At 46.9% G+C, this 24345-nt stretch carries 24 protein-coding genes; 17 read left to right on the forward strand and 7 right to left on the reverse strand.

Going from position 1 to position 24345, the window contains the following annotated elements; translation table 11 throughout:
* Positions 1-4 precede the first annotated feature (4 nt).
* From B3K42_RS08105 to B3K42_RS08115, 3 genes are all read right to left on the reverse strand, one after another.
* A complete protein-coding gene (locus B3K42_RS08105; protein ID WP_258367187.1) occupies positions 5-634 on the reverse strand; it encodes a radical SAM protein in 630 nt (209 codons plus the stop codon).
* Positions 585-2738 carry a ribonucleoside triphosphate reductase gene (locus tag B3K42_RS08110; protein WP_110990126.1) on the reverse strand — a complete coding sequence of 718 codons (2154 nt, stop codon included), beginning with the start codon at positions 2736-2738 and terminating at the stop codon, positions 585-587. The genes B3K42_RS08105 and B3K42_RS08110 overlap by 50 nt, the downstream gene beginning before the upstream one ends.
* Before the next feature lie 213 nt (positions 2739-2951).
* Positions 2952-3500: a 3'-5' exonuclease gene (locus B3K42_RS08115; protein ID WP_110990127.1), complete on the reverse strand. Its 549-nt coding sequence runs from the start codon at positions 3498-3500 to the stop codon at positions 2952-2954.
* Between the two features lie 150 nt (positions 3501-3650).
* On the opposite strand from B3K42_RS08115, the gene B3K42_RS08120 reads away from it, so the two are divergent.
* Genes B3K42_RS08120 through yihA form a run of 6 tightly spaced genes read left to right on the forward strand, consistent with a single transcriptional unit; the run spans position 3651 to position 9881 of the window.
* Positions 3651-3968, forward strand: a complete 318-nt coding sequence (locus tag B3K42_RS08120; RefSeq protein WP_110990128.1) for a hypothetical protein — start codon at positions 3651-3653, stop codon at positions 3966-3968.
* Positions 3892-4965 carry a DUF362 domain-containing protein gene (locus B3K42_RS08125; protein ID WP_110990129.1) on the forward strand — a complete coding sequence of 358 codons (1074 nt, stop codon included), beginning with the start codon at positions 3892-3894 and terminating at the stop codon, positions 4963-4965. The genes B3K42_RS08120 and B3K42_RS08125 overlap by 77 nt, the downstream gene beginning before the upstream one ends.
* A 10-nt stretch (positions 4966-4975) precedes the next feature.
* Positions 4976-6436 carry a glycerol kinase GlpK gene (glpK, locus tag B3K42_RS08130; protein WP_110990130.1) on the forward strand — a complete coding sequence of 487 codons (1461 nt, stop codon included), beginning with the start codon at positions 4976-4978 and terminating at the stop codon, positions 6434-6436.
* Positions 6394-6948: a tRNA (adenosine(37)-N6)-threonylcarbamoyltransferase complex ATPase subunit type 1 TsaE gene (tsaE, locus tag B3K42_RS08135; RefSeq protein ID WP_110990131.1), complete on the forward strand. Its 555-nt coding sequence runs from the start codon at positions 6394-6396 to the stop codon at positions 6946-6948. The genes glpK and tsaE overlap by 43 nt, the downstream gene beginning before the upstream one ends.
* A gap of 4 nt (positions 6949-6952) precedes the next feature.
* A complete protein-coding gene (gene lon, locus B3K42_RS08140) occupies positions 6953-9328 on the forward strand; it encodes an endopeptidase La (RefSeq protein WP_110990132.1) in 2376 nt (791 codons plus the stop codon).
* Positions 9309-9881: a ribosome biogenesis GTP-binding protein YihA/YsxC gene (yihA, locus tag B3K42_RS08145; protein ID WP_110990133.1), complete on the forward strand. Its 573-nt coding sequence runs from the start codon at positions 9309-9311 to the stop codon at positions 9879-9881. The genes lon and yihA overlap by 20 nt, the downstream gene beginning before the upstream one ends.
* A gap of 387 nt (positions 9882-10268) precedes the next feature.
* On the opposite strand, the gene B3K42_RS08150 is transcribed toward yihA, so the two are convergent.
* Positions 10269-11510: a glycoside hydrolase family 1 protein gene (locus B3K42_RS08150; protein ID WP_110990134.1), complete on the reverse strand. Its 1242-nt coding sequence runs from the start codon at positions 11508-11510 to the stop codon at positions 10269-10271.
* Between the two features lie 97 nt (positions 11511-11607).
* Here B3K42_RS08150 and B3K42_RS08155 point away from each other — a divergent pair, with 97 nt between their 5' ends.
* The 5 genes from B3K42_RS08155 (at position 11608) to B3K42_RS08175 (ending at position 16170) form a co-directional block, all read left to right on the forward strand.
* A complete protein-coding gene (locus tag B3K42_RS08155) occupies positions 11608-12453 on the forward strand; it encodes a carbohydrate kinase family protein (protein WP_110990213.1) in 846 nt (281 codons plus the stop codon).
* Positions 12454-12635: 182 nt separating this feature from the next.
* A complete protein-coding gene (locus tag B3K42_RS08160) occupies positions 12636-13577 on the forward strand; it encodes a hypothetical protein (RefSeq protein WP_110990135.1) in 942 nt (313 codons plus the stop codon).
* A gap of 213 nt (positions 13578-13790) precedes the next feature.
* Complete coding sequence (locus tag B3K42_RS08165; RefSeq protein WP_110990136.1) at positions 13791-14690, forward strand: tyrosine-type recombinase/integrase; 900 nt, start codon at positions 13791-13793, stop codon at positions 14688-14690.
* Between the two features lie 29 nt (positions 14691-14719).
* Positions 14720-15472 (forward strand): PHP domain-containing protein, encoded by a 753-nt coding sequence (locus B3K42_RS08170; RefSeq protein ID WP_110990137.1) that lies wholly within the window; start codon positions 14720-14722, stop codon positions 15470-15472.
* On the forward strand, positions 15469-16170 hold the full coding sequence (locus B3K42_RS08175; RefSeq protein WP_110990138.1) for a DUF2461 domain-containing protein: 702 nt from the start codon (positions 15469-15471) through the stop codon (positions 16168-16170). Before B3K42_RS08170 ends, B3K42_RS08175 begins: the two co-directional genes overlap by 4 nt.
* Positions 16171-16180: 10 nt before the next feature.
* On the opposite strand, the gene wecB is transcribed toward B3K42_RS08175, so the two are convergent.
* The gene (wecB, locus tag B3K42_RS08180; protein ID WP_110990139.1) at positions 16181-17293 is read right to left on the reverse strand and encodes a non-hydrolyzing UDP-N-acetylglucosamine 2-epimerase; all 1113 of its coding nucleotides are present in this window, start codon (positions 17291-17293) and stop codon (positions 16181-16183) included.
* A gap of 147 nt (positions 17294-17440) precedes the next feature.
* On the opposite strand from wecB, the gene murJ reads away from it, so the two are divergent.
* Positions 17441-18955 (forward strand): murein biosynthesis integral membrane protein MurJ, encoded by a 1515-nt coding sequence (murJ, locus tag B3K42_RS08185; protein ID WP_110990140.1) that lies wholly within the window; start codon positions 17441-17443, stop codon positions 18953-18955.
* Here murJ and B3K42_RS08190 read toward each other — a convergent pair.
* Positions 18952-19704 (reverse strand): histidinol-phosphatase HisJ family protein, encoded by a 753-nt coding sequence (locus B3K42_RS08190; RefSeq protein ID WP_110990141.1) that lies wholly within the window; start codon positions 19702-19704, stop codon positions 18952-18954. The two genes, murJ and B3K42_RS08190, sit on opposite strands and share 4 nt — an antisense overlap.
* A 3-nt stretch (positions 19705-19707) precedes the next feature.
* On the reverse strand, positions 19708-20016 hold the full coding sequence (locus tag B3K42_RS08195) for a polyhydroxyalkanoic acid system family protein (RefSeq protein WP_110990142.1): 309 nt from the start codon (positions 20014-20016) through the stop codon (positions 19708-19710).
* An 86-nt stretch (positions 20017-20102) separates the two neighbouring features.
* Here B3K42_RS08195 and B3K42_RS08200 point away from each other — a divergent pair, with 86 nt between their 5' ends.
* Genes B3K42_RS08200 through B3K42_RS08220 form a run of 5 tightly spaced genes read left to right on the forward strand, consistent with a single transcriptional unit; the run spans position 20103 to position 24328 of the window.
* Positions 20103-20660, forward strand: coding sequence for a 3'-5' exonuclease (locus tag B3K42_RS08200; protein WP_110990143.1), 558 nt, complete (start codon positions 20103-20105; stop codon positions 20658-20660).
* Between the two features lie 2 nt (positions 20661-20662).
* Positions 20663-21949: a PhoH family protein gene (locus tag B3K42_RS08205; protein WP_110990144.1), complete on the forward strand. Its 1287-nt coding sequence runs from the start codon at positions 20663-20665 to the stop codon at positions 21947-21949.
* A 9-nt stretch (positions 21950-21958) separates the two neighbouring features.
* Entirely contained in the window at positions 21959-22201 is a 243-nt protein-coding gene (locus tag B3K42_RS08210; protein WP_110990145.1) for a DUF4911 domain-containing protein, read from the forward strand.
* Positions 22179-23231 (forward strand): YqeG family HAD IIIA-type phosphatase, encoded by a 1053-nt coding sequence (locus B3K42_RS08215; protein ID WP_110990146.1) that lies wholly within the window; start codon positions 22179-22181, stop codon positions 23229-23231. Before B3K42_RS08210 ends, B3K42_RS08215 begins: the two co-directional genes overlap by 23 nt.
* Positions 23228-24328 (forward strand): GTPase, encoded by a 1101-nt coding sequence (locus B3K42_RS08220; protein ID WP_110990147.1) that lies wholly within the window; start codon positions 23228-23230, stop codon positions 24326-24328. Before B3K42_RS08215 ends, B3K42_RS08220 begins: the two co-directional genes overlap by 4 nt.
* Positions 24329-24345: the final 17 nt, after the last annotated feature.

The raw sequence follows: 24345 nt of genomic DNA on the forward strand, positions 1-24345 counted from the left end.
CCTTTCACTCTCTAACGGAAACGTTCTGCGCATATCCGGAGAGCAAGTCGGCGAATTCTCTTAAGACTGGACCGGGATAAGGTGGCGATTCGCAGAACCCGGTTACCGGTCTATACTGCTGAACTGAAACCAACGACGCTCCGATGCATATTCTCGCGAGCTCTTCGAAATCCTTTTCAGGAACGTAAGGTGGAAACATTGTGATCCTTATCTCATGACTGGAAAAACCCTTTGCCAATTCAATACTCTTCTGGATTTGCTTCAGATCCACAGTAGAGAACGGCTCATAGTTCAAAGACTTGAGATCAACTGCGACATAGTCGATAATGTCCAGGAACTTCCTAAGAATATCTGAACTCCAGCCATTGGTATCGAGTTTAACCAGTACAGCCGGAAATTGCGCTTTCAGTCTTTGAACAAACGGGATCAGATCGTCTGCCCTGAGTGTTGGCTCTCCCCCGGTAATAACAACAGTATCTATGAGAGCTGCTCTTTTGTCCAGGTATGTGAAGATCTCAGATTCGCCAACTTTCTCCTCTACCAATTTCTTCAGTTCAGGATTGTGGCAATAAGCACAGTCAAAATTACAGCTTGAGGTAAACAGTGTCAGGGCTACTTTGCCCGGATAGTCCACTAGGCTGACCCTCTCCATTCCTGCGAAATTCATCTACTTTCTCTCTCCCAATTCTGTAAGTCTCTCTCGTCTTGAATTCTTCCTGTTTTCCGATGTTCCAGTTCTGTACTGGTCTGTAGTAGCCTGTAATCCTTGAATACACTTCGGTCGGCTTTCCGCATTCGGGACATGTGAACTGTTCACCTGTTATATATCCGTGGTTTTGACAGACTGAATAGGTAGGTGAAATCGTGAAGTACGGAATTCTGTAATTCTCGGCGATCTTTCTCACAAGCTGCCTGGTCGTTTTCCAGTCAGATATTCTCTCTCCAAGGAAGGCGTGAAATACTGTGCCTCCTGTATATTTCTGCTGTAGCTCCTCCTGAAGGTCTAGCGCGCTGAAAATATCCTTCGTGTAGTCCACTGGCAGATGGGAAGAGTTTGTGTAATACGGGTTGTCCTTTCCCGCAGTAAGTATTTGAGGAAATTTCTTTTTGTCCATCTTGGCGAGCCTGTAAGCCGTTGATTCGGCCGGTGTCGCCTCAAGGTTGTAGAGATGGTCGGTTGCCTCCTGATAGCCGATCATCTTGCTTCTCATGAAGTTCAGCACTCTCAATGCAAACTGATAGCCCTCTTCTTCGGCTATAGTCTTTCTGATCCAGCGGGCATTCATACTTGCTTCATTCATTCCTATCAAGCCAATCGTAGAAAAATGGTTATCGAAGTTCTTCAGATATCTCTTTGTGTATGGATAGAGGCCTTCACTGTTCAATTTCTCCACTACCGATCTCTTTATTTCAAGGCTTCTGCTCGACAGATCCATCATTTTCGAAAGTCTTCCGAAAAACTCTTCTTCACTCTTGCTGAGGTATGCGATTCTAGGAAGGTTTATTGTAACGACCCCTATGGAGCCCGTGAACTCATCCGAACCGAAGAGCCCGCCGCCTCTCCTTTTCAATTCGCGTTTGTCCAGCTGCAGCCTGCAACACATGCTCCTCACATCGTCAGGATCAAGGTCAGAGTTTATAAAGTTCTGGAAGTAGGGAGTTCCGTATTTACTGGTTATCTCAAAGAGAAGCTCTGCATCCTCATTCTCCCAGTCAAAATCCTTGGTGATATTGTACGTCGGTATTGGATACTGGAAGCCTCGACCATTTGCATCTCCCTCGTCAAGAATCTCAAGGAAGGCGCGATTAATCATCTTCATTTCTTCCTGACAGTCCCCGTAAGTGAAGTCCATCGCTTCCCCTCCAACTATTGCCGGTTCATTCTTCAATTTGGCCGGGACAACCCAGTCGAGGGTAATATTCGTGAAGGGGGCCTGTGTTCCCCATCTAGAAGGCGTATTTACTCCGAATACAAAAGACTGAATGTTCTGTTTGACTTCTTTGAGCGAAAGGTTGTCGATCTTCACAAAGGGTGCGAGATATGTATCGAATGAAGAGAATGCCTGAGCGCCGGCCCATTCATTCTGAAGTATTCCAAGGAAGTTCACCATCTGATTCACAAGGGTAGAAAGGTGTTTTGCCGGTGATGACGACACCTTTCCCGTCACGCCTCCGAGACCTTCTTCAATAAGCTGTTTGAGGCTCCATCCGGCACAGTATCCCGAAAGCATTGAGAGATCATGAATATGGAGGTCGCCTTCGCGGTGGGCGTTGCCTATCTGTGGATCGTAGACCTCCCTAAGCCAGTAATTGGCGGTTACCGTACCGCTGTTGTGCAGAATTAGTCCCCCGATTGAGTATGTGACAGTAGAGTTCTCATGTACCCGCCAGTCCAGCATATCAAGATAGCTGTTAACGGTCTTTGAGAAGTCGAGCATGGAAGAATCAAGCTCTCTGAGTTTCTCCCTGTGTCTTCTATAAAGTATATATGCCTTGGCAGCATCGGCAAAGGCAAGGTTTTCAAGCGTTCTTTCTACCGAGTCCTGGATATCCTCTATGTCTACGAGATTGTCTGTGGTTTTTGGCTGAAAATCTGCTACGACCCTCAGTGCAACCCTCTCAAGGATGTCTTCGTTATAGTGGGTTTCGGTTGCCTCAAATGCTTTCTTCATGGCGTTGATTATCTTCTCCAGTTCGAATTCGACTATTGACCCGTTTCTTTTCCTAACATTCAACATATCAATACCCCCATGAATAGGCTCAATAAATAGTGGACAATGATGATTTTAGCACAATATATTGATAATTCCAAAGAAAACTGCTGTATCATAGCCCGAACAGAAAGACTCCTTCCAACAGAACAGAAGAGGTTAAAGCGGCCTCCAAATCCTTCCCGGAAGTACTTACGAGAGGAGGCGAAAAACGGAGCGTTTAAAAGAAGATCAAAAAGTTTACCTTTGAGGTCTCCTTATAAATCTAGGTACATTATTTGTACCGATTCTAGTTAACATTGCTACGAATGCCTCGGCCGTTGCCAATGCGTCTCCAAGAGCTCTATGACGAGATTCCGGGACTATCCCCAATCTTGCAAGCAGTATGTCTAGATTGTTTCTCCCATATCTGAAGACTGCTTTCGACATCTCTACGGTATCAATGTATGAGTTCTGGAGCCTGCCCAATCCGGACTGTTGGCCGTAATAGTCGAGAAAGGAGAGATCGAAAGGGGCATTGTGAATCACGAGAGTGGCGTCTCCAAAAAAGGAAAAAAAGTCTTTGAGGACATCTTTTACCGGCGGCTTTCCCTTAACGGTCAAGTTGCTAATTCCCGTCAGGGCTGTTATAGTGATTGGAATTATACACGCGGGGTCTATAAGTGAATCATAGCAATCGTTCCTACAGACTTTCCAGTCGCGCACACGCACTCCCGCAACCTCGATCAGTCTCGCCCCTCGTTGTGGACTCATTCCTGTTGTCTCCGTGTCTAGAACGACAAATTCCAAAAGACTCCCCTCCCATCTGATTGTACAATGAAAGAAGTTTCTTCGGAAAGAGTCAGAGATCGTGTTTGTGAAGAATTGGGCAAATCTGTTAAGCCGCTTTTCCAGTCTAAAGGCATTACATAGAGTATAATTTTTATGAGGTGAACCACAATGGATGACAAGGTAAATCAATCAGAAGAGGAAATAAAGGAACGCTATAGAAAGGCTATCGAATCAGCAGTTCAAAAAGCTCCGATCAGATCTGGAGAGAGACTGTATCTCACAGATCTCTGGGCTGTCACCTCAATTCCTGAAGAGGTCATTGTAGAGACTCTTGCTTCTTCCGAATTGAAGCTGCCCGAAGGGGTATCCTGCATAGTCGACGATAGAAGGAAAAAGAAGAGGATTATTTATGGGAAACGAGAATCTAATGAAAAGAGTGGCGGTCCTAAGCAGCCCAGAATACGCAAGGTGCAGGGAGAAGATTAGCGAAGGGCTAGACCTGATCGAGTTCAACGAAACTCTGCAGGGAAAGAAAGTTCTTCTGAAAGTGAATCTTCTATCGGCAAGGTTACCGGATAGTTGTGTCACCACTAATCCAGCCTTTGTTCGGGCTGTGGCAGAGGTCTTTCTCAGGAAGGGAGCGATAGTCAGCATCGGAGATTCTCCCGCGAGCGTTCGCACTGAGGTTGCAGCTTATGCCGCAGGAATTACCGAAGTCTGTGAAGATCTCGGGGTTCCGCTCGTAGATTTTGATGATCCCGTTCCTGTAGTCCTGGAGCAGGGTACGTACAGGAGCTTTGAAATTGCCAGACCGGTTCTTGAAACAGATCTTCTCGTGAATCTTCCGAAGCTCAAGACACATTCACTCACTCAGGTCACATTTGGAGTCAAGAATCTTTTTGGCTGTGTTCCCGGGGTTAAGAAGCAGGGTTGGCATTTCAGAGTGAGAAACATGAAGGAGTTCTCGGCTATGCTTCTTGATCTGGCCGGTTATCTGAGGCCGTCCCTGACGATAATCGACGGCGTAGAAGGAATGGATGGCAACGGTCCGTCGAACGGCCGGATCATAAGGCCAGGAATAATTGGCATTTCAAGAGATGTTTTCGCACTTGACGATGCTGTCGCAGAACTCTTTGGAGTAATACATTCAAAGGTTCCGATTCTTCGTTTGGCAAGAGAAAGAGGACTAGTAGGCGATTACGAGGTAGTTGGAGATGAAGTCGAGCCGAAAAATCTCTCTCTCCCCGAGACGAATCTAATCGGGGTTTACGGTGCAGCCCTACTGAGGAGATTAGTAACAAAGTTTCCGAAAATAGATAGGAAGAAGTGTGTGAGCTGCCGTGTATGCGAGAGGGCCTGTCCGGCTGGAGCAATCGACATAAGCAGGTTCAATATCGATTATGGCAAGTGCATAACTTGCTACGTGTGTCATGAACTTTGCCCGGAAGATGCTATCGTCTTTAGAAGACGTATTCATAGATAGGAGGGGTTAGATGAGCTATATTCTCGCTATTGATCAGGGAACGAGCAGCAGCAAAGCCGTTCTTTTTGATGAAGAATTGTATCAAGTTGCCGTTGCTCAGGAGGAGTTTGCGCAGATCTATCCCAAACCCGGGTGGGTTGAGCACGATCCTAGAGACATCATCTTAAGTACAATGGGTGCAATTGAGAAAGTCGTCTCGGACGCCAGGATCTCATTCAGGGAAATTGCGGCAATCGGCATCACAAATCAAAGAGAAACCGTCGTTGCCTGGGATGCGGTGACTGATCAGCCGCTTTACAACGCAATAGTATGGCAGGACAGAAGAACTGCCGACAGATGCAGAGAGATCGAAGAATCTCATGGAGAATTGATAAGGCGAAAGACCGGCCTCAAGCCGGATCCCTATTTCTCCGCGACGAAGATGGAATGGTTGCTGGAGAATGTACCGGTAGTTCGAGAGGCGGCTAGAAAAGGGAGATTGAGATTCGGAACGATTGACTCCTGGTTAATCTGGAATCTGACGAGAGAGAACCTCCATGTGTGTGATTTCTCGAACGCTTCGAGAACGATGTTGTTCAACATCGAGAAGCTTGAATGGGATCGCGATCTCCTCAATCTCTTTGGAGTGGAGAAAGAGTTTCTCCCCGAAGTTGTGGAATCGTGTAAGCTTCTCGGTCCTTCGATCTACGGCCCTAAGATTGGAGGAATAGCCGGAGATCAACAGGCTTCGCTGTTCGGTCAGACGGCCTTTCAGACCGGTGACGCGAAATGCACATATGGGACGGGCTCATTTGTTTTGATGAACATTGGAAGCGAACCAAAGATTTCCGATCATGGCTTGCTTACAACAATAGGCTGGAAGTCAACGGAAGAGACCGTCTACGCCGTGGAAGGTTCGATATTCGCCACCGGAGCTTTGATTGGCTGGTTGAAAGATGGACTGGGAATCATAAACAGCCCTTCCGATACGGAATCGCTTGCCAGAGAAGTCAATGACAATGGAGGAGTCTTTTTCTCCGGCGCCCTGACAGGGCTGGGAGCTCCATACTGGAACTCCTCAGCGAGAGGTATGATGATCGGTTTGACAAGGGGAACGAGTAAAGCACATATTGTAAGAGCCGTTCTCGAATACATCGCTTTCAGAACAAGAGAGATTCTTGAACTGATGGAAGAAGAAACGGGAATCAGGCTCAACAAGCTACTTGTTGACGGAGGAGTTACGCGAAATAACTTCCTGATGGAGATGCAGGCAAATATCCTGAATATTCCGGTTGACAGATCTCTGATAAAGGAAACGACGGCGCTTGGTGCTGCAATGCTTGCAGGAATATGCGCTGACCTCTGGGATCAGGAGAGCTTGAAGAACAAGCGAATAAGCGAAGTTGTCTTTGAACCGTCGGGAGATAGAATGGAGGAAGAGTTCAAGAGGTGGAAAGAGGCGTTGAAGAGATCTATGAACTGGGCAAACTAGAGCTGAAGGATCTCGAGGCTCTTGCACAAGAGCTTGGAGAGGCGCTTGAAGGAGGAGAGACGGTCCTTCTATTCGGTGATCTGGGCAGTGGGAAAACCACGTTTGTAAAGGCGCTGGCCAGTGGGTTGGGCATCGATCAGGATTATGTGAGAAGTCCGACTTTCAACATTGTCAACTTCTATCCCGGCCGATCCTCGACTGGCAGAAGCGACGATGTCGAAACGGCTAGAGTGCATCCCGCTCTTATACACGTTGATCTATACAGGATCACCGGTGAAGAAGAGGTTTTGGATCTAGCTCTCTACGATCTCATGAATTGCAGTGCGGTTCTAGCGGTAGAATGGCCGGAGCTTTACCTTAAGTATGTCTGCGAGCCTTATCTCATAGTTGAACTGGAGCATTTCGACGAGATGAAACGAACAGTGAAATTGAAGCCATTCGGCTGCAGAATGAAGAGCATTCTGGACCGTCTGGCTACTAGATTATACCAGGATAAGAATGAAGGAAGGTGAATAGATGGCTCAGAAGTTTGAGTTGCTGGAAAAAGCTGCTGTAGGAAGCGAACGGAAGATAGAGATACCCGATAAACTGCCGGTTATACCGACGAGAACAAACATGTTAGTATATCCTTCTGCAGTGATGCCGTTGTATGTTGGACGCGAGAAGTCGCTGGCGGCGCTGGAGGAGTCAATTGGCAAATTCAATCAGATGGTATTTCTCGTTTCTCAGAGGGACATTACTAAAGAGGATCCCGGGATCGAGGATCTATTCGAGATAGGGACGATAGCGAGAATAGTGCAGCTGATGAAGATGCCCGATGGGAACTACAAGATTCTTGTTGAAGGGTTGACAAGAGCCAGGCTCGCTTCAGTGGAGGAAGGAGAAAGCACGTTTATTGTCGTTGCAGAAAAGTTAAAGTCCAAGGGCAGAAAGAGCAAGATGCTTCAGGCGCTGGTTAGAAGGGTGAAGGAACTTACGCTGAGGTATGTATCGATGAGCAGACGTTTCCCCGACGAAGCGATAATGGCGCTGGAAGACACTTCCGATGCAGATAAGTTTGCAGATTTCATTTCTTCAATGGTGCCCTTTTCTTTAGAAGAGAAGCAACGTCTTCTCGAGGAAATAGAAACGAAGGATCGTCTCAATACCCTTATGGAGCTACTTACAAGAGAGATAGAGATTCTCTCTCTAGAGGAAGAACTCGACAAGAGGGTTAAAGAGAAGATTGAGCAGGGGCAGAAGGAGTACTACCTGAGAGAAAAGATGAGAGCGATCCAGGAGGAGCTCGAGGGCGAAGAAGATGAGGAAATCAAAGAGCTTAAAGAGATGGCGGAGTCCCGCGAGCTTCCGCAGGAGGTAAAGGAAAAGGCAGAGCAGGAGATCTCTAGACTGGAGAAGATGTCTCCATATTCTCCGGAAGCGACGGTCGTGAGGACTTATCTCGATTGGCTGTTGAACCTCCCCTGGCAGGAAGAGACGGATGATGAGATAGTAATTAAGGACGTCAGGAAGACTCTCGATAACAATCACTATGGACTGGACGATGTGAAGGAGAGGATCCTTGAATTCCTGGCGGCCAGGAGGTTTTCGAAGAACCTTCGCGCTCCGATTCTCTGCCTCGTCGGGCCTCCGGGTGTTGGGAAGACTTCACTTGGTCGGTCTGTTTCCGAAGCTATGGGAAGGAAGTTCGGCAGAATCTCTTTAGGAGGCATGAGAGACGAGGCCGAAATAAGGGGCCACAGACGTACTTATGTCGGAGCGCTTCCGGGCAGAATAATGCAGATGATCAGAAAGCTGAAGACCAGGAATCCGGTAATCGTGCTGGACGAAGTCGACAAGATGGGGATTAGTTTTCAAGGAGATCCTGGTTCTGCTCTTCTCGAGGTTCTTGATCCCGAGCAGAACAACAGTTTTACCGACCATTTTCTGGAAGTGCCTTTTGACCTCTCCAGAGTCCTGTTCATTACTACGGCAAACGTTCTCTATTCGATTCCAGCCGCTTTGAAGGACAGGATGGAGATTATCGAGATTCCAGGTTATACGGAGTCTGAAAAGTATCACATAGCCAAGGATCATATACTGCCGAAGCTTCTTGATGAATACAACATGAAGGATAGCAAGCTGAAAATAACACCGGCCGCCATCAGGGACGTAATTAGAGACTACACAAGAGAAGCAGGAGTTAGGGAACTCGATAGAAATCTGGCGAAGATCATCAGAAAGGCCACTCTGAAAATAGCCGAGGGCGGCGATTCAATCTCGGTCGGTGTCAATGAACTGGGAGAGTTTCTTGGAGCACCTCTATTCAAAGAGAGTGATTTCAGGAAGCATCCAGAGGTCGGTGTGGCGACTGGACTGGCCTGGACATCGGTTGGGGGAGAAATCATGTACATCGAAGTCCTACCCGTTTCCGGGAAAGGAAAGACTATCATAACAGGTCAGCTGGGAGATGTTATGAAGGAATCGGCACAGATCGCGGCGTCGCTCGCCAGAAAGCTTTGTGGAGATGAGAAGTTTACCGAGGTCTTCGAGAAGAAGGACTTCCATATCCACGTTCCCGAAGGAGCCGTTCCCAAGGATGGACCCAGCGCCGGGATTACTCTCACGACGGCGATTGTCTCGGCCGTCACCGGAAGAAAAGTGAGAAACGACATTGCAATGACTGGAGAGATAACTCTAAGAGGGAAGGTACTGCCCATTGGCGGTTTGAAAGAAAAGCTAATGGCAGCTTACCGTGCCAGAATGAAGAAGGTTTTGATTCCTCTTGCAAACAAGAGAGATCTCGATAAAGTTTCCGAAGAGATAAAGTCGAAACTGGAATTCGTCTTTGTCGAGGATATAAACGAAGTACTTGAGGAGGCTCTGATTCCCGGTGACGGTAAAGAGTGCTGAACTAATAAAGACTGTCTTCGCGAAAGGCGAATATCCACCGCCTATGAAAAGGGAAATCGCATTCGCGGGGAGGTCGAATGTCGGGAAGTCTTCTCTGCTGAATTCGCTGTTTGGAAGGAGGCTTGCAAAGACAAGCTCAACTCCGGGCAAGACAAGATCCATCAATTTCTATGGGGTTAACGGAGAAATCTACTTCGTTGACCTGCCCGGCTATGGGTACGCGAAAGCCGCCATGTCAGAAAGAGAAAAGTGGCAGAGGCTGATAACAGACTATTTCGAATCGAGGGAAGGGATCTCTCTGGTGGTTCTGCTTGTTGACATAAGACATCCGCTGCAGCCGGCCGACAAACAGATGCTTGACTGGGTTACGTACTACGCCATTCCATATGTTCTGGTTCTGACAAAGGCAGACAAGCTTTCAAAAAGCCGTCAACAGCAATCAAAGAAATCAATAAGCGAAGAAGTCGCTGCATGGGGGAGACCACCCGTTTTTTCCGTATCCGCAGAGAATCGTCAAGGTATAGAGGAGCTGCTCAAGACTCTTTTGCAATGAAAGTATTCTGCTGTTGTTTGAAGGACCAATGCTATTCATGGTATTGGTCCTTCTTCAGTTTTTCGGGCCGTGCAGGGCGTTTTATTGATGAGGGCAGCCAGACTCCAGTTCGAGGGGATCTTTTGTATAGGAAATCCAGACACTCACGGAAAGGTCGATTCTCCGTCCCAGACGCGGAAATCGAAAATTCCGAATTACTCCCATGCCCCTGCAATCCGAGGCAGCTGCAGCGCCCTTTGCACCTTACTTAATCGATATTTGCACTTCAACTCTTACAGAAGTTAAGCCGAACTTCCGTGAAGGATATTGCTGATCGATCAGCCAATGTCAGAGGGCTAATTCAGAAGCTCATACCTGTCGATGGCCCTGTCAGAGTGTATCGAAGTCCTAAGTGAGGCTCTTGCTTATAAATTCTCTAAACTTCCCGGCGCTTTCTCGCGGTTTCAATTCCAGTGTCTCCTGAACGGTCTCGTAAAGGCCGAATTTCATTGAGTAGCCTTCCTTCCATTCGAAATTATCCATCAAGGACCAGTACATGTACCCGAAAACACGCGCTCCCTTCTCCATTGCATTTCTTACCCCTGTAAGTGCTTTTTCTATGTACTCCCACCTCCTGGTGTCTGAAGCGTCGGCGATTCCGTTTTCCGTTATTATTATCGGCAACTGATAACGCTTATACGCTTTCAGGATAACGTCTTTAATCCCCTGCGGGAAGAACTCGTATCCCATCTCCGTTTTTTCGAATTCATCTCCCACAGCGATTTCAGGAAGGGGTTTCGAATACTTGACAAAAATCCGAGTATAGTAGTTGATTCCGATAAAATCAAGCTTCGATGAAATTTCCGGAGCTGCCTCTCCCTTTCCTAAGGGCTTGACCAGTTTTCCCTTAAGCAGGCTATCCAGGTAACTGTAGTTGTAGACCCTGTCCAGGTAGTTCGAAACTAATCTATCTTCGGGATGAAGCTTTCTCAGGGGGAAGAAAGGCATCATGTTTATTGCCACGCCGACCATTGACGTAGGATAAAATTCCTTTATCACATCATAAGCCTCGCTATGAGCGAACAGCAGGTTGGAAAGAACCTTCATCGCCCTACCCATGTCTTTGATTTCGGGAGGCCATTCTCCCATGAGGTAAGACATAACCGCATAAACGTTCGGTTCGTTCACGCTCACCCAGTAGTGAATAAACTGCCCCATATATTGGACTATCTTTGAGACGAAACGCCTGAAATATCGAAGGTTCTCCCGGTTCTCCCAGCCTCCCATATCCGAAAACCATTGAGGAAGCACAAAGTGATTGAGAGTCAAGATCGGCTGTATTCCATTTTCTATGAGAGCTTTGCAGAAGTCCTTGTACCTTTCGAGGGCGCTCTCTTCGAATCTGTTGGCCTTCGGCTCAATTCTTGCCCATTCAACTGAGAATCTGTATGCCTTTACGCCGAGAGACTTAACGGCCTCAATGTCTCGATCTAGATTCTCCCAGCTGCCACAGGCGATATCGGAAGTATCGCCGTTCTTGACCTTCCCCTGGTGTTCCCAGGTGTACCAGTCGGAGAAGACATTGTTACCTTCTATCTGATGACCGGCCGTTGCAACACCCCAAATAAAACCGTCTGGAAATGAAAGCATATTCGAACCCTCCCGAGTTTGTTTTTTGTCCGCTCTTCACAATTATAATCTTGAAGGGAAGCAAAGCCAAAATGAGCGAAAGGATGAGGTAAAAGAGATGAACATTTCTGTGGTAGGCAATGTGAATATTGATCTCAGCGCCTTCATAAGAGAAAGCGTCAACAGTGAAGAGAATAGAATCAGAGAGATGATGTTTTCGATCGGCGGAAGTGCGGCAAACACGGCGATTATGCTTAACAGACTGAGAAAGAACGTCTACTTGCAGGGGGCGGTTGGGACAGATCAATTTGGAGAGATGGCAATTGAAGCTCTGAAGAGAGAAGGGGTGAACACGGAGCATCTTTCCAGGCTGGAAGGAAAGACGGGCTTCTGCTTTTCTGCCGTGTCTGCCGATGGGCAGAGGCATCTCTTCACATACAGAGGTGTGAACGAAGCAGACTATTCGATTAATAAATCATCCGACTTTTACCACTTTGGAGGAATAAGGCCCGATCAGATTGAAAGACTATTCAAGAATCTTCGAAGTCCAAGATTCTCTTACAACCCCGGAGGAATCGTGACTTTCGAGCGAGGCCCCCAAGTAGCCGAAATCGCTGCGCGGAGCGAAATCCTCTTTGTGAATGAGAGCGAATGGCGCCATCTCGAGAGGTTAATGACTGTAAAACCATTGATTGTTGTAACGCTGGGTGCAGAAGGAGCCAGAATTGAAAACGGGCCAACCGTCGATGCTTTTGAAGTGAAGGTAGTCGATACGACGGGAGCGGGAGACGCCTTCAACGCAGGCTTCTTGCACGGGTATCTCGCTGATAGAAAAGTCTGCAACTGCCTGCAAATCGGAAATCTGCTTGCAGCTCTCGTTGTATCGAGACCGGGAGCGAGTCCGACCTTTTCATACAATGATTTACAAAGTCTAGCCAATATATACAATGTACAAGTGCCATGAATATCAGGACACATCCTATAATAGTATATAGCAATACAGTGTATATACAATCTATTATGTCAGTTACAAACAACTATACTATTCGTAAACCAGTATGCGATGCTATACAAAGTACACGTAGTACACTAGATTACTTGTGAAAGAGTCTGCTTATGTGATAGTATATTTGCAGAGGTGATTTCATGCCAGCACAGATTGCATCCGTAGATGTTGTTAGAATACTGGGAAAGCTCAGTGATGACTGCGGCGAACAGTCGAGTAGAAACAGGTTTATAAAGGAGTACCTCTCAAAATACAAGTCCCCGGAGTCGATAATTAACGATATCGAAGGGCTTCTCGACGCATATCCCACTTTTGAAGGCGATTCTGAGAGTCTTGCGAGAGCCTTTGCGGATCTAGTGAACAGACTTGCAGAGATTTCAGGCTTCTCGGTTGATTATGTCAAGTACTCAGGAAGAGAAAAGATCACAGGAATCTGGAAGGTTGGTGAAGACGTTCAGATTAGGGTCGCGGCGATTATCTGCACAAGTTTCGAGGAGGCCAAGGGTGTCGCAAGAAACGCCCTGCTGATTCTGCCTGAAGCCATTGATCTCGGGAGGCCATTTGTCACCGTTGAACGCCTTGGAATGCTATTCTCAATGATTGAACAGATAGAGCTTCCCGTGAGTTCGATAGCCTCGATCCTCGTTACAGACGATGATTACGACAAGAGGATATCTTCTTTCATGGAACTCATGTTTCTTGCTTTCAAAAAGGAACTTGCTCGTAAACCTCAGATGTCTCTTCAAAAGGAATGGACTAAAGAGGAACTCCAGGAGTTCATTATGGAGCGGCTGAAGCTTCCCACTATAGGAATGCTTTTTTCCTTGCTCGATTCTCCCATGGCAGGAGAAGATCTAGTTGAGAACATAAACGAATTCCTTAAGGAAAATGAAAGCGAACTCGTGAAAGGACCGATGGCGCTTGGGGCAATTATGGGTGCTCTTTCAAAACACTACTCCGGCATCAAAGAAGAGCTTGTACTGAGAGAGGGAAAGAGGTACAGACTTGCAGAAAAGTACAGACCCATGATCTCGGAGATTAAAACGCGCTTTGAAAGCTCCAAACAGACAGTAGATCGATAAACGGCTCATAGCGCTCGTTTCTTGCCGTGAGAATATAATTAGATATTTCATGTAGAAAAAATGCAATACAGGGCAATTTACGAGGTCTAGTTCCGTAACCCTGAGTTAATGCGGTTTACAGAATTCGTTTTCAAAAGCAGTCTGTGCTATAATATGAGATATGAGTCATAATGACTATTATGGCTCATATTTACAATAATCTGGGGGTTGATTATGAAGTTCAACGAATCGGTTGAGAGGTTCAAGGAGAACATGGAGTTTGTCAGGAATATGTCTTCCAACACTATTGGTGCATATCTTTCCGATCTCCGTCATTTCGAACGCTTCCTTAGCAGTCACGACATCGACTATACTACAGTGAAGAGAAGGGATATCGAACTCTTCGTGAAAGAGTATTCGCAGGGAAAGTATTCCAAAAAGAGACCTTCGGCAACAACTGTAGCGAGAAATCTTTCGACAATAAGATCTTTTTACACATTTCTATACATCAGCGGAATGGTGGGCAAGGTCCCAACCGAACTTATAAAGAATCCCAAGACGCGGCGCAGGATTCCAGACTATATAAGTCACGATGAGGTCATGAAAATTCTCTCCTCCTTCAAGGAAACGAATCTCGGTAAGAGGAACAGGGCCGTTGTGGCAACAATGTATTTCTGCGGATTGAGGGTCAGTGAAGTGTGCAAGCTCAGACTCGGCGATCTGCGTCTGGGGAGCTCTCCCGCAGTCAGGGTTATGAGTGGAAAGGGGAACAGAGACAGAGAGGTCCCCATGAACGACCAGGTTCTTACCATCCTGAAGGATTATCTCTCAATAAGGAAGGACTTTCCCGTTGATGAGTATGAAGATCACGTCTTTGTGGGAACTCGCGGAGAGCCAATGGCAAGAAACGTAATTCCCAAAGTATTAAATACACAAGTAAAATTAGTATATCCAGATAAGAGAATACATCCACATTTATTCAGACATAGCTTTGCGACACAACTTTTACAAAAAGGAGCAAGTATAAAAACTGTACAAGAATTATTGGGTCATTCAAATTTAGCTACTACAAGTATATATTTGCATATAACTGATAGAGAAAAACGAGCAGCTGTAGAATTGCTATCAGATTGATATGCAAGTATAAATAGCAGAGATTTCAAATGATTGATATACACAATCACACAACTTTTTCAGATGGAAGGAATACTGTGGAGGAGGTTATACAGTCAGCAGTAGATATCGGGCTTCAGGTCGTAGGTCTTTCGGATCATTTCGATCCTTATGTCTGTCAGGAAGTCTGTCTCCAGCCGGAACAGGTCAGCGGCTATCTGAAGGAAATAAGAAGTTTCGATGGAGAACTTCCCATTAAAGTGCTTGCCGGTCTGGAACTCGGGCTGCAGTCTGAAGGGATTCTCTGGCCCGGAGAGGAAATGGATTACTACCTCTACTCTGTTCACACAGTCCCTGGCAGGCCGGATCTAAAGAGTCTCGAAGATCCCTGGGAAATCTACCTTCAAGAGGCGATTCTCGCGGTCGATCTTATCGATAGGCCGGGCTTCTTTGGACACCTGGATTTTTTGAGGAGACACATACCATTTGGAAGAGCGCCGAAACCCGGACCGCTGATGGATCGACTTCTTATGAAGTTGGTTTCTAATCATGTTGGGCTCGAAGTGAACACTTCGGGCTGGATGTATGGAATTGGAGATCCATCGCCCCAGTCATGGGTAATCGAGAGGTATCTCGAACTGGGCGGCAATCTCCTGACAATAGGATCTGACTCGCATAGAGCGCTACAGGTTGGGAAGTACAGCGCTAAAGCCGTTTCGTTGTTAAAGGAAATTGGAGTGAGAGAGGTGTTTTACTGTGAGAACGGCAGTTACGTACCTTTCAGAATCCTGGAGGAAGAATGACTGAAGAAAGGTTTTCTGGATTTTCCGCAGAGACGCTTTCATTCTTGATCGATCTTGGAATGAATAACAACCGCTCATGGATGGAGAAGAACAGGGATCGGTATCGCCGGGTCTTACTTGAACCATTCAGGAGCCTCGTAAAGAGCATCGGTCCTTTTATGGAGGATCTCGATCCATTCATCGAGATCAGCCCTCAAGTTGGAAAAACTATAAGCAGAATCAGCAGGGATGCGAGGCGGAACAAGGGAAAGCCTCCATACAGAACCAATATGTGGTTTACCTTCAGGGTTCCCGTTCCGGACTGGAAGGACTCTCCGGGCTTCTTCTTTGAACTCTTTCCCGACCGGTACAGATACGGAATGGGTTTCTACCTGCCTTCGCGCGAGACAATGGCCAAGCTTCACGAAGAGATCCGGAAGAATCCTGACAGATTCATTGACAAAACCAGGGTTCTGAGAGAAAGTGATTTTTCCGTGTTCGGAGAGAAGTATAAGAGAAGAAAGAAAGACGGTGTTCCGGCAGAGTTGCTCGAATGGTTCCAGTATAGAGATTTCTACATAGCCGCCAATCGCGAGGCCGATGAAGTCCTGCTTTCTACGGCGCTTGTGGAGCATCTGAAGATCGCGTTCTCCTCGCTTTCTGAATTATACGAATACTTCTGGGAGCTAAAGATGAGAGAAAGCGTAGACTTGCCTTAGACAATCGGATCTAGAGATTATCACAGAGATGCTTGACGATTCTCTCTGAGGCTTTGCCGTCCCCGAAGGGATTTGTCGCTCTCGCCATCCTGGAGTATTCCTCCGAGTCGCTCAGAAGTCTGACCGTCTCGCCGAATACTGCTTCTCTGTCGGTTCCTACAAGTTTTGCAGTTCCTGCCTGAATTGCTTCGGGCCTTTCAGTCGTGCGCCTGAGAACAAGAGTAGGCTTTCCAAGTGCGGGGGCCTCTTCCTGTATTCCGCCAGAATCGGTTAGTATCAGCCTTGATTTCTCCATAAGCGATACGAATGGTAGATAGTCGAGCGGGTCGGTCAAAACGATCCGTCTGTGTTTCTCCAGCTCAGGAAAGACGATCTCCCTCACGGCGGGGTTGAGATGAACCGGGAAGACGACTTTCAAATTTGGGAATTCGGCAAGGATGTCCTTGATGGCTTTCATAACCTGTCGCATCGGCTCGCCCCAATTCTCCCTTCTGTGCATCGTTATGAGAATGTACTCATCTCCCTCTACACCTATGGCCTCCCTGTAGCTGGAAGTCAGTTTGGACTTGTTATCGGTGACCCACAGCAATGCATCGATCACGGTGTTGCCTGTCACAAGCAAGCGGTCCTCCCGAACGCCCTCATTCATCAAATTCCTCTTTGCCGTTTCCGTCGGAGGGTAGTGATAGGTTGAAATCACTCCATTCAGCCTTCGGTTGATTTCTTCCGGGAAGGGATCATAAACGTCTTCGGTTCTAAGCCCGGCCTCAACGTTACCGACAGGGATTTTGTGGTAGAAAGAAACCAGCGCCCCTGCGAATGTCGATGTCGTGTCGCCCTGAACGAGAGTCGCATGAAAATCATTCTCCGAGTAGATCTCATCAAGCTTGTCGATTAGCCTGGAAGTGAGGCTCGCCAGAGACTGTCTCTGGCGCATGATGTTCAGATCGAAATCCGGTTCTATCCCGAAGAGAGATAGAACCTGGTCAAGCATCTCTCTGTGCTGAGCAGTAGCAATAACTACGGGCTCAAGAGGTGAATTCTTGAGAGCGAGGTAGACGGGAGCCATCTTCACCGCTTCGGGTCTTGTCCCGAAAATCAAAGCGACCTTTTTCATTTTCATCAGCCTTTTGCCCTTCCCCCCTTAAAACATTCGTAAGAGCCATTTCAGTATATCATAGTTCTCTTTTCTACTTATTTGAAGAGATCTCGACAATAATCGCCTTTTTCTCGCATCTTCCGTGTATTATAATCTTTTGTGGAGGTCTCTATGACGGCAAGCACAGCTAGAAGCACGGCTCTCTTTGCTATAGCAACTATGTTATCAAGGATAACGGGTCTCGCCAGAGACTCTCTATTTGCAAACTATTTCGGGACGTCGGCCCAGTATGATGCCTATCTTGTCGCAATCATGATTCCCTTCTTTCTAAGAAAGATCTTCGCCGACGGCGCAATGACAATGGCTTTCGTTCCTCTTTTCAACGAAAAGCTGAAGAATTCCGGTAAGAGGGCTTTCATATTCGCCTCAACCGTTATGGCCTTCGTTTTGATCGTCTCCGGATTGATTTCGGCGGGCGGGATGGTTTTCTCCGAAGGGGTTGCCTCAGTCTTCGCCGGTGGCTTCGATCAGGCTGCTCTTGAACTGACAGCCAGACTCATCAGAATCTCCTTTCCCTTTATTGTCCTTGTCTCTCTCTGGGCAATCTACTGCGGAGTCCTGAACAGTCTCGATGCCTTCTTCATCGCGGCGATAACTCCCATGTTCATCAATCTGTCAACGATTGCAGGCATTCTGCTTTCAGCCAGGTTTTCTCCGCCGATCGTTGGTCCCACTATTGGCTTTCTGGCCGGAGGAGCTATACAGCTTCTTGTTGTAGCCCTGGCAGCCCGATCAAAAGGCTTTGTTTTCAAGCCGGGATATAACAAGAGCGATGCGAAGGAATTCCTTGTTCTCTTTCTGTTCTCGGCGATATCTCCGGCAATAAACGAGATCAATTCCTTTGTGGATATAAGAGTCTCAACCGAACTGGGCAGAGGGGCCGTCTCCAGCCTTGGGTACGCGCAGCGGCTCTATCAGCTTCCTCTTGGTGTCTTTGCCATTGCCGTTGCAACTGTGGCGCTTCCAAAGCTCTCAAAGCTTACTTCCGCAGATTCGAAGGAGAGGTTCAGAAAATCTCTGTGGGATTCTCTGACGGTGCTTGCCTTTCTGATCATTCCTTCTACTCTTGGACTCCTTGTCCTGGGTGAAGGCATAGTGCGGCTTCTCTTTGAAAGGGGCTCATTCACCCCTAGCGATACTGCTCTGACCACATCGCTTCTTTATGGCTACACTCTTGGACTGCCTTTCTATGGATCCTATGGTGTTCTCTCGAGAGCCTACTATGCGAGAAAGAGCCCGAAGACCCCTACAATAATCTCTGCGATTATGGTAAGCGTGAACGTCGTTCTTGACATCGTGCTCGGCTTCACAATAGGCCCTCTGGGCGTAGCGCTAGCTACCAGTATGGCCGGGATAGTGGGGACCGTCATAGTCTCCGCTGCACTTCTAAAATGGACTGGATACGAAAAAGAAAACCTTATAGGAATAGTGAAGGTGATTCTTGCATCTCTAATGATGTCGGCTTTAATGCTGCTGGGTAGAGTCTTCTTCGGAACAGGATATATTTCAACTTCGATCACACTCGTATCGGGAATAGGGGTGTACTTTCTGCTCGCCAGAGCGCTTGGCCTGGGAAACTTATTCAAGCTGAAGGATTTGCTTGGCAAGAACAAGAGAGACCTTTAGCAGTCGGCTATTCGAAATGGCACATAATTCATCTTTTCACAGTAGAAGATCTCTTTGATCCCGATTTCTCTCAGCAACAAAAGGGCATCTCCAATGTGACTGCCGACGTCTTCTCTTCGATGAGAATCCGAGCCGGTTGTGATCAGTCTGCCTCCAAGTGAGAGGTATCTCTCGATTATCCATCGCTGGGGACTTGGCTCTCCATAAGGATACCGCCAGCCGGAAGTGTTAATCTCAATCCCGATACCGGTTTTTATCAGCCTCTTCAATAGCTCGTTCAGTAGAGTATCGTTGTCCAGAGGTCTGTGTTCCGGAATGTATCTTCGAAGGAAATCGATGTGGCCAAAGAAGCCTGGTTCTTCAACCTCGGAAATCGCGTCAATTGCCTCTTCTAGATATAGTGTCCAAACATTTTCGATGTCCAGATCTCTTGTCCCCGGTATTCCGTGCACAGAGTATATAAAATAGTCGAAATCTCCTTCTGGGGGTACCCTGGCACACGACTGCAGGCCCACTTCAAGTCCTGAGAGGATCTTCACTCTCGAGTTCTCCTTTAGTCGGGAAAGATTCTTCAAATAGCCTTCGAGATCTCTAAGTCTATAGTTGAACGGAAGGGAAGTGTCCAGATCATCGTGATCCGAGATCCCTACCACCTTCAGACCTTTTGTGCAAGCTTCCTGAACAATCTCCTCCATAGGTGTATTACTGTCGGGAGAAAAAGAGCTGTGATTGTGAAGATCTACTGGCACCCCTCAATCACCTTCTATAAGGATCTTCTCAAGCTCTGTCTTCAGTGTGGTCTCGATCTTCCCCCTGAAGGCTGTCAGTGTTAACGGCAGCGTTCCGACGAGCGATACGCTATTGTCGAAGATCTTCAAGCAACCGTCTGTCTTCAGTCCGGCCGCTTTCAGCTGGAACTTCAGGGAGTTGTCTTCCCAGAGAGAATCGAGGGTGAACTTCCCTTTGAATTCCTTCTGCAGTTCTTCGATTTTTTGCACCAGCTTCCTTTTGGCCCGATCGCTTCCGAGGTTGTGACTGACAATTACCGAAAGCTCTTTCAAATCTATCACCTCACTCAATTGTATAGTAAAGAAGTGGTCAGGAGTGCAAGCCCTTCTCATGGTAAAATTTTCATGGAGGGTTTGAAATGAAAAAGATCTACTTAGTCATTGACACAGAGACCACTGGATCGAGTCCCCTGGGAGGAGACAGAATTCTTGAAATAGCGGCGATTCCAATATACGGGAATAAGATCTTGCAAAATCTGTCATTCCAGTCCCTTGTTAACCCGCTAGTCCTGATTCCGGCGCAGATTACCGGGATACACGGACTGAAGAATGAAGATGTCTCTCAAGAACCGACGATGGCCGAGGTTTTTCCAAGATTTCGCGACTATGTTGGTGGAGCGACTATCGTCGGTCATAATATCGTAAACGACATGACCTTCTTTGATATCGCATCAAAGGAAACTGGAGTGCTTCCGCTGGCCAACAATTACATTGATACTATTGACATAGCACATGAGGTTTTTCCCGAGGGACCGTACAGTCTCAAGAGTATTGCCAAGAGGCTTAAGATTAGGGATGTACCTACTCACAGAGCGATGGACGATGCCAGAGTGACTGCAAAGGTTTTCCTGGCACTCGCGAGGCGACTTGGAGGTATTTCCGAGATGATCAAATACGAGAAGAAGTGGAGGGGTTAGGTTTGATAAAGAACTTTATTCTCGATACCAACGTTCTTGTTCATGATCCTTATTGTTTCGAAAATTTCGAAGACAACAACATCATCATCCCTTTTCCCGTTCTTGAGGAAATAGATAAACTGAAGAAGAACTCCGGATCCGTTGGCCAGAATGCCAGGAAAGTAAATAGATTTCTTGATTCCCTTAGATCAAAAGGCAGGCTTACAGAAGGAGTAAGGCTAGAGTCTGGCGGTACGCTTCGAATTGCGGTATTTGATGAATTCAAGAGCAAGCTCCCGCCGTTTGCTGCAAGCAATTACAAAGACAACGCCATCCTGCTGTATATGATGGAGCTCTGTCTCGTGGACAAACTGCCTGTCATTCTGGTCAGCAAAGACATAAACATGCGTGTGAAGGCCGATATTATGGGACTGAAAGCCGAAGACTATCTACATGACAAGGTGGAGATAGACGATAAGCTGTCGGGAATAAACATCATAGACAATCCTTCTCTCAGGGATAAGTTCATCGACAGGGACGAACTATCGGCAGACGAACTTCCCGAGCCTGTCGGAGCAAATGAATTCGTGGATTTTGGCAGAGAGATCTTTGGAAGGGTGTCTCCCGACGGTGAGAGGATTGTTCCGCTGGAAATTACTATGGAAACAAGCAGTTGGGGGATAATGCCCCGGAACAACGAACAGATGATGGCAATGGAGCTGTTGCTTGACGACGACGTGAGAGTAGTCTTCATACCCGGGATGGCTGGAACGGGCAAGACGCTGATCTCCCTTGCCTGCGGATTGAGAAAGGTTGTTGACGAGAAAAAGTATGAAAGGCTTATGGTTGCCAGGCCGATCATCCCTATGGGACAGGATATAGGCTATCTTCCCGGCTCCATGGAAGAGAAGATAAATCCATGGATGACCCCAATATACGACAACCTCTATTTGTTGTTCAGCAACCGCCACATGGATCTGAATGCGTTCATGAAGAAGGGAGAGCAACTTCAGGTAGAGGTTCTAAGCTATATCAGGGGAAGATCCATACCGAACCAGTATTTCATAATCGACGAGGCTCAGAACCTCTCGCCCCATGAGATCAAGACGATAATTACCAGAGTGGGGGAAAACACTAAGATAGTTGTGATAGGAGACCCATATCAGATTGACAATTCCTACCTCGACGCATACAGTAATGGACTGACATATGCTGCTTCGAGGTTGACAAACAAATCACTGGCAGGCCATATAACCCTAACTAAGGGTGAGCGTTCGGAACTTGCCAGCTTAGCGGCCGAACTGCTATGAGGTCCACATATGAATAGAGTTGCGGAGTACGATCTCTTTGTCAAGATAAGGCCGGAAGACATTCATGTGCTCTGCTACATTGCCGAAGCTGAAGACAATCTTATGAACATCAGGCATGTCACAGATGAGGACCTTCTGAAAATAATTGTCCCCGCAGATCTGCTGGATGAAGTGAAGAGCTTTCTAAAGAGCATAAAAAACCGTATCGATCTGGAAGTGGTGGAGATTCGTGCGAATCCTGGACATACTTGATAACGCAGTACCAAACGACAAGGCGGAAAATGTCAGAGAGGTGGACTATGAGAGACTCCAGAAGCTCGGGTATAATACGATTCTCTTTGATTACGACAATACCATTGCAGTCTGGAGAGAGCCCTTCGATATGCGGAACAAACCCGTAATCGATAACCTGATCTCTTCCGGTATGAAGGTCGGCGTTGTAACGAACGGTCCTCAGTCTAGAGTGAAGAACCTAAGGGACCTTTTTGGAGAAGAACTTAGAGTTTATCACTCCATGAGAAAGCCCGGTACCAAAGAACTTCGGAAGGTCCTGAGCGACATGAAATCCAGGCCAGAGAAGACGGTCATAATAGGAGACCTTTTCTTCACAGATATTATTGCCGGAAATAGAATGGGAATGTATTCGATCCTGGTGGCGCCACTGGTCGATATCAGCCAGAAGTGGTATAAAAGGCTATTAGGGAAGATTACAATTGCAGCTCATTCTGTCTTTTTCTTCACAATTGGCTGGATCTTCAGAACGGGAAGGTTGGCCACACCTCATATGTTTTCTGCGGGCGCTATGGATATTGACTTTGATGCGTTGAAGGAATCAGGCTATAGACTTGTAATCTTTGATTTCGACAATACTCTTGAGCCCTGGGGAGCAAGTTCGATTTCAAAAGAGAAGCGGTTGCTTCTTAATAGAGTGGAGAGGTTAGGTATGGAGGTCGTTTTGATCTCAAATGGAAAGGCTGGTAGGCTAAGCAAGATCGATGATGAGCTGGATTCGATAAGAGTGATCAGTCGAGCTAGAAAACCTCTGACATTCAAGGTCAAACGTGCGCTTAGAGACTTTGATGTGCCATCGTACAAGACAGTAGTGGTTGGAGACCAGCTGTTCACAGATATTATCATGGGCAATCTTCTCGGGGCATATACAATAAAGGTCGAACCTATTTCGGAAAGAGAATTCTTCTGGACAAAGCTTGTAAGAAGAGTGGAAGGTCTTCTCCTAAGCAAAATGAGGAAGCATCCAGAGGTGGAGGCACTTGACAAATGAAATGTAGCGGGTGTGGTGTTGAGCTGCAGCATGAGGACCCGGCCGGTTTGGGATACATATCCGAGTCGGTGATGGAATCAAGGCTCCTTTCAGGAAAGGAGATCCTGTGTCGAAGATGCTTTCTCATGAAGCATTATAGTTCGCTGCCAGAGGGTAATATGGTTGCTCATTCGCTTGATAATATGAAGGAGTATCTCCGTCTCGCCCATGATGTAATCTATGTAATTGATATTTCAGACTTCGACGGAACTTTCAGGAGGGATATAGCGGACCTCCTGAAAGATCATTCTGTTCACTACATTCTGAACAAGATCGATCTACTTCCCAGAGAGGTTAAGGTGAATGAAATGAGAGACTGGGCCTCGGGCATTCTCAAGGCACCGGTGAGCAGAGTAAGGCCTGTCTCGGTTTTGGGGCAATATGGACTGAAATCGCTTTTCGCCTATCTGAAATCCAGTGCGAGTGAGTACGTTTCGGTAGGAGTTACCAACGTTGGGAAGTCCTCACTTCTGAACGGCTTGACGCGTTCCGAAGAGATAACTGTCAGTCGTTTTCCCGGAACAACTGTAGAGGTGACTTCGAGGACACTGTACAACTCTTCGGTTACCATTTACGATACTCCGGGAATCTTCACGGAAGACAGATTGACCGACCTTTTGAGCGTTGAAGACCAGAGCAGATTTCTTCCCCGCAAGAAGCTGGTCAGGTCGACCTTTCAATTCCACGAAACCCGAACCGTTTTTCTGAGTGGATTTGTGCGAATAGATGCGAAGAATGAGACCGATCCCGTAGGGATATTCCATACCTTTGTTCCGGAAAGTGTTTCAGTCCATGAGACTAACTCGAATACTGGGGTCGAGGAATGGGATAGATGGTTTGGAGGAATTTTGAAACCTCCTTTTTCTAGTTCTGCTAGGAGTGAGTATAAGTGGAAAAGAGAGAAATTCAGACTGAGAACCGGTCAGGAGCTTCACATTTGCGGCCTTGGCTGGATAAACGTCGCTAAAGGTCCAATAACACTTGTTCTTACTACTCTGGAAAGTGTAACTCTGAAAGTTAGAAAGGGACTTGTCGGTCCGAAAAAATTCAAGAAGTGAAGATAACTGGAGGTGTA

It is taken from the genome of Mesotoga sp. UBA6090, assembly GCF_002435945.1.
Taxonomy (GTDB): Bacteria; Thermotogota; Thermotogae; order Petrotogales; family Kosmotogaceae; genus Mesotoga.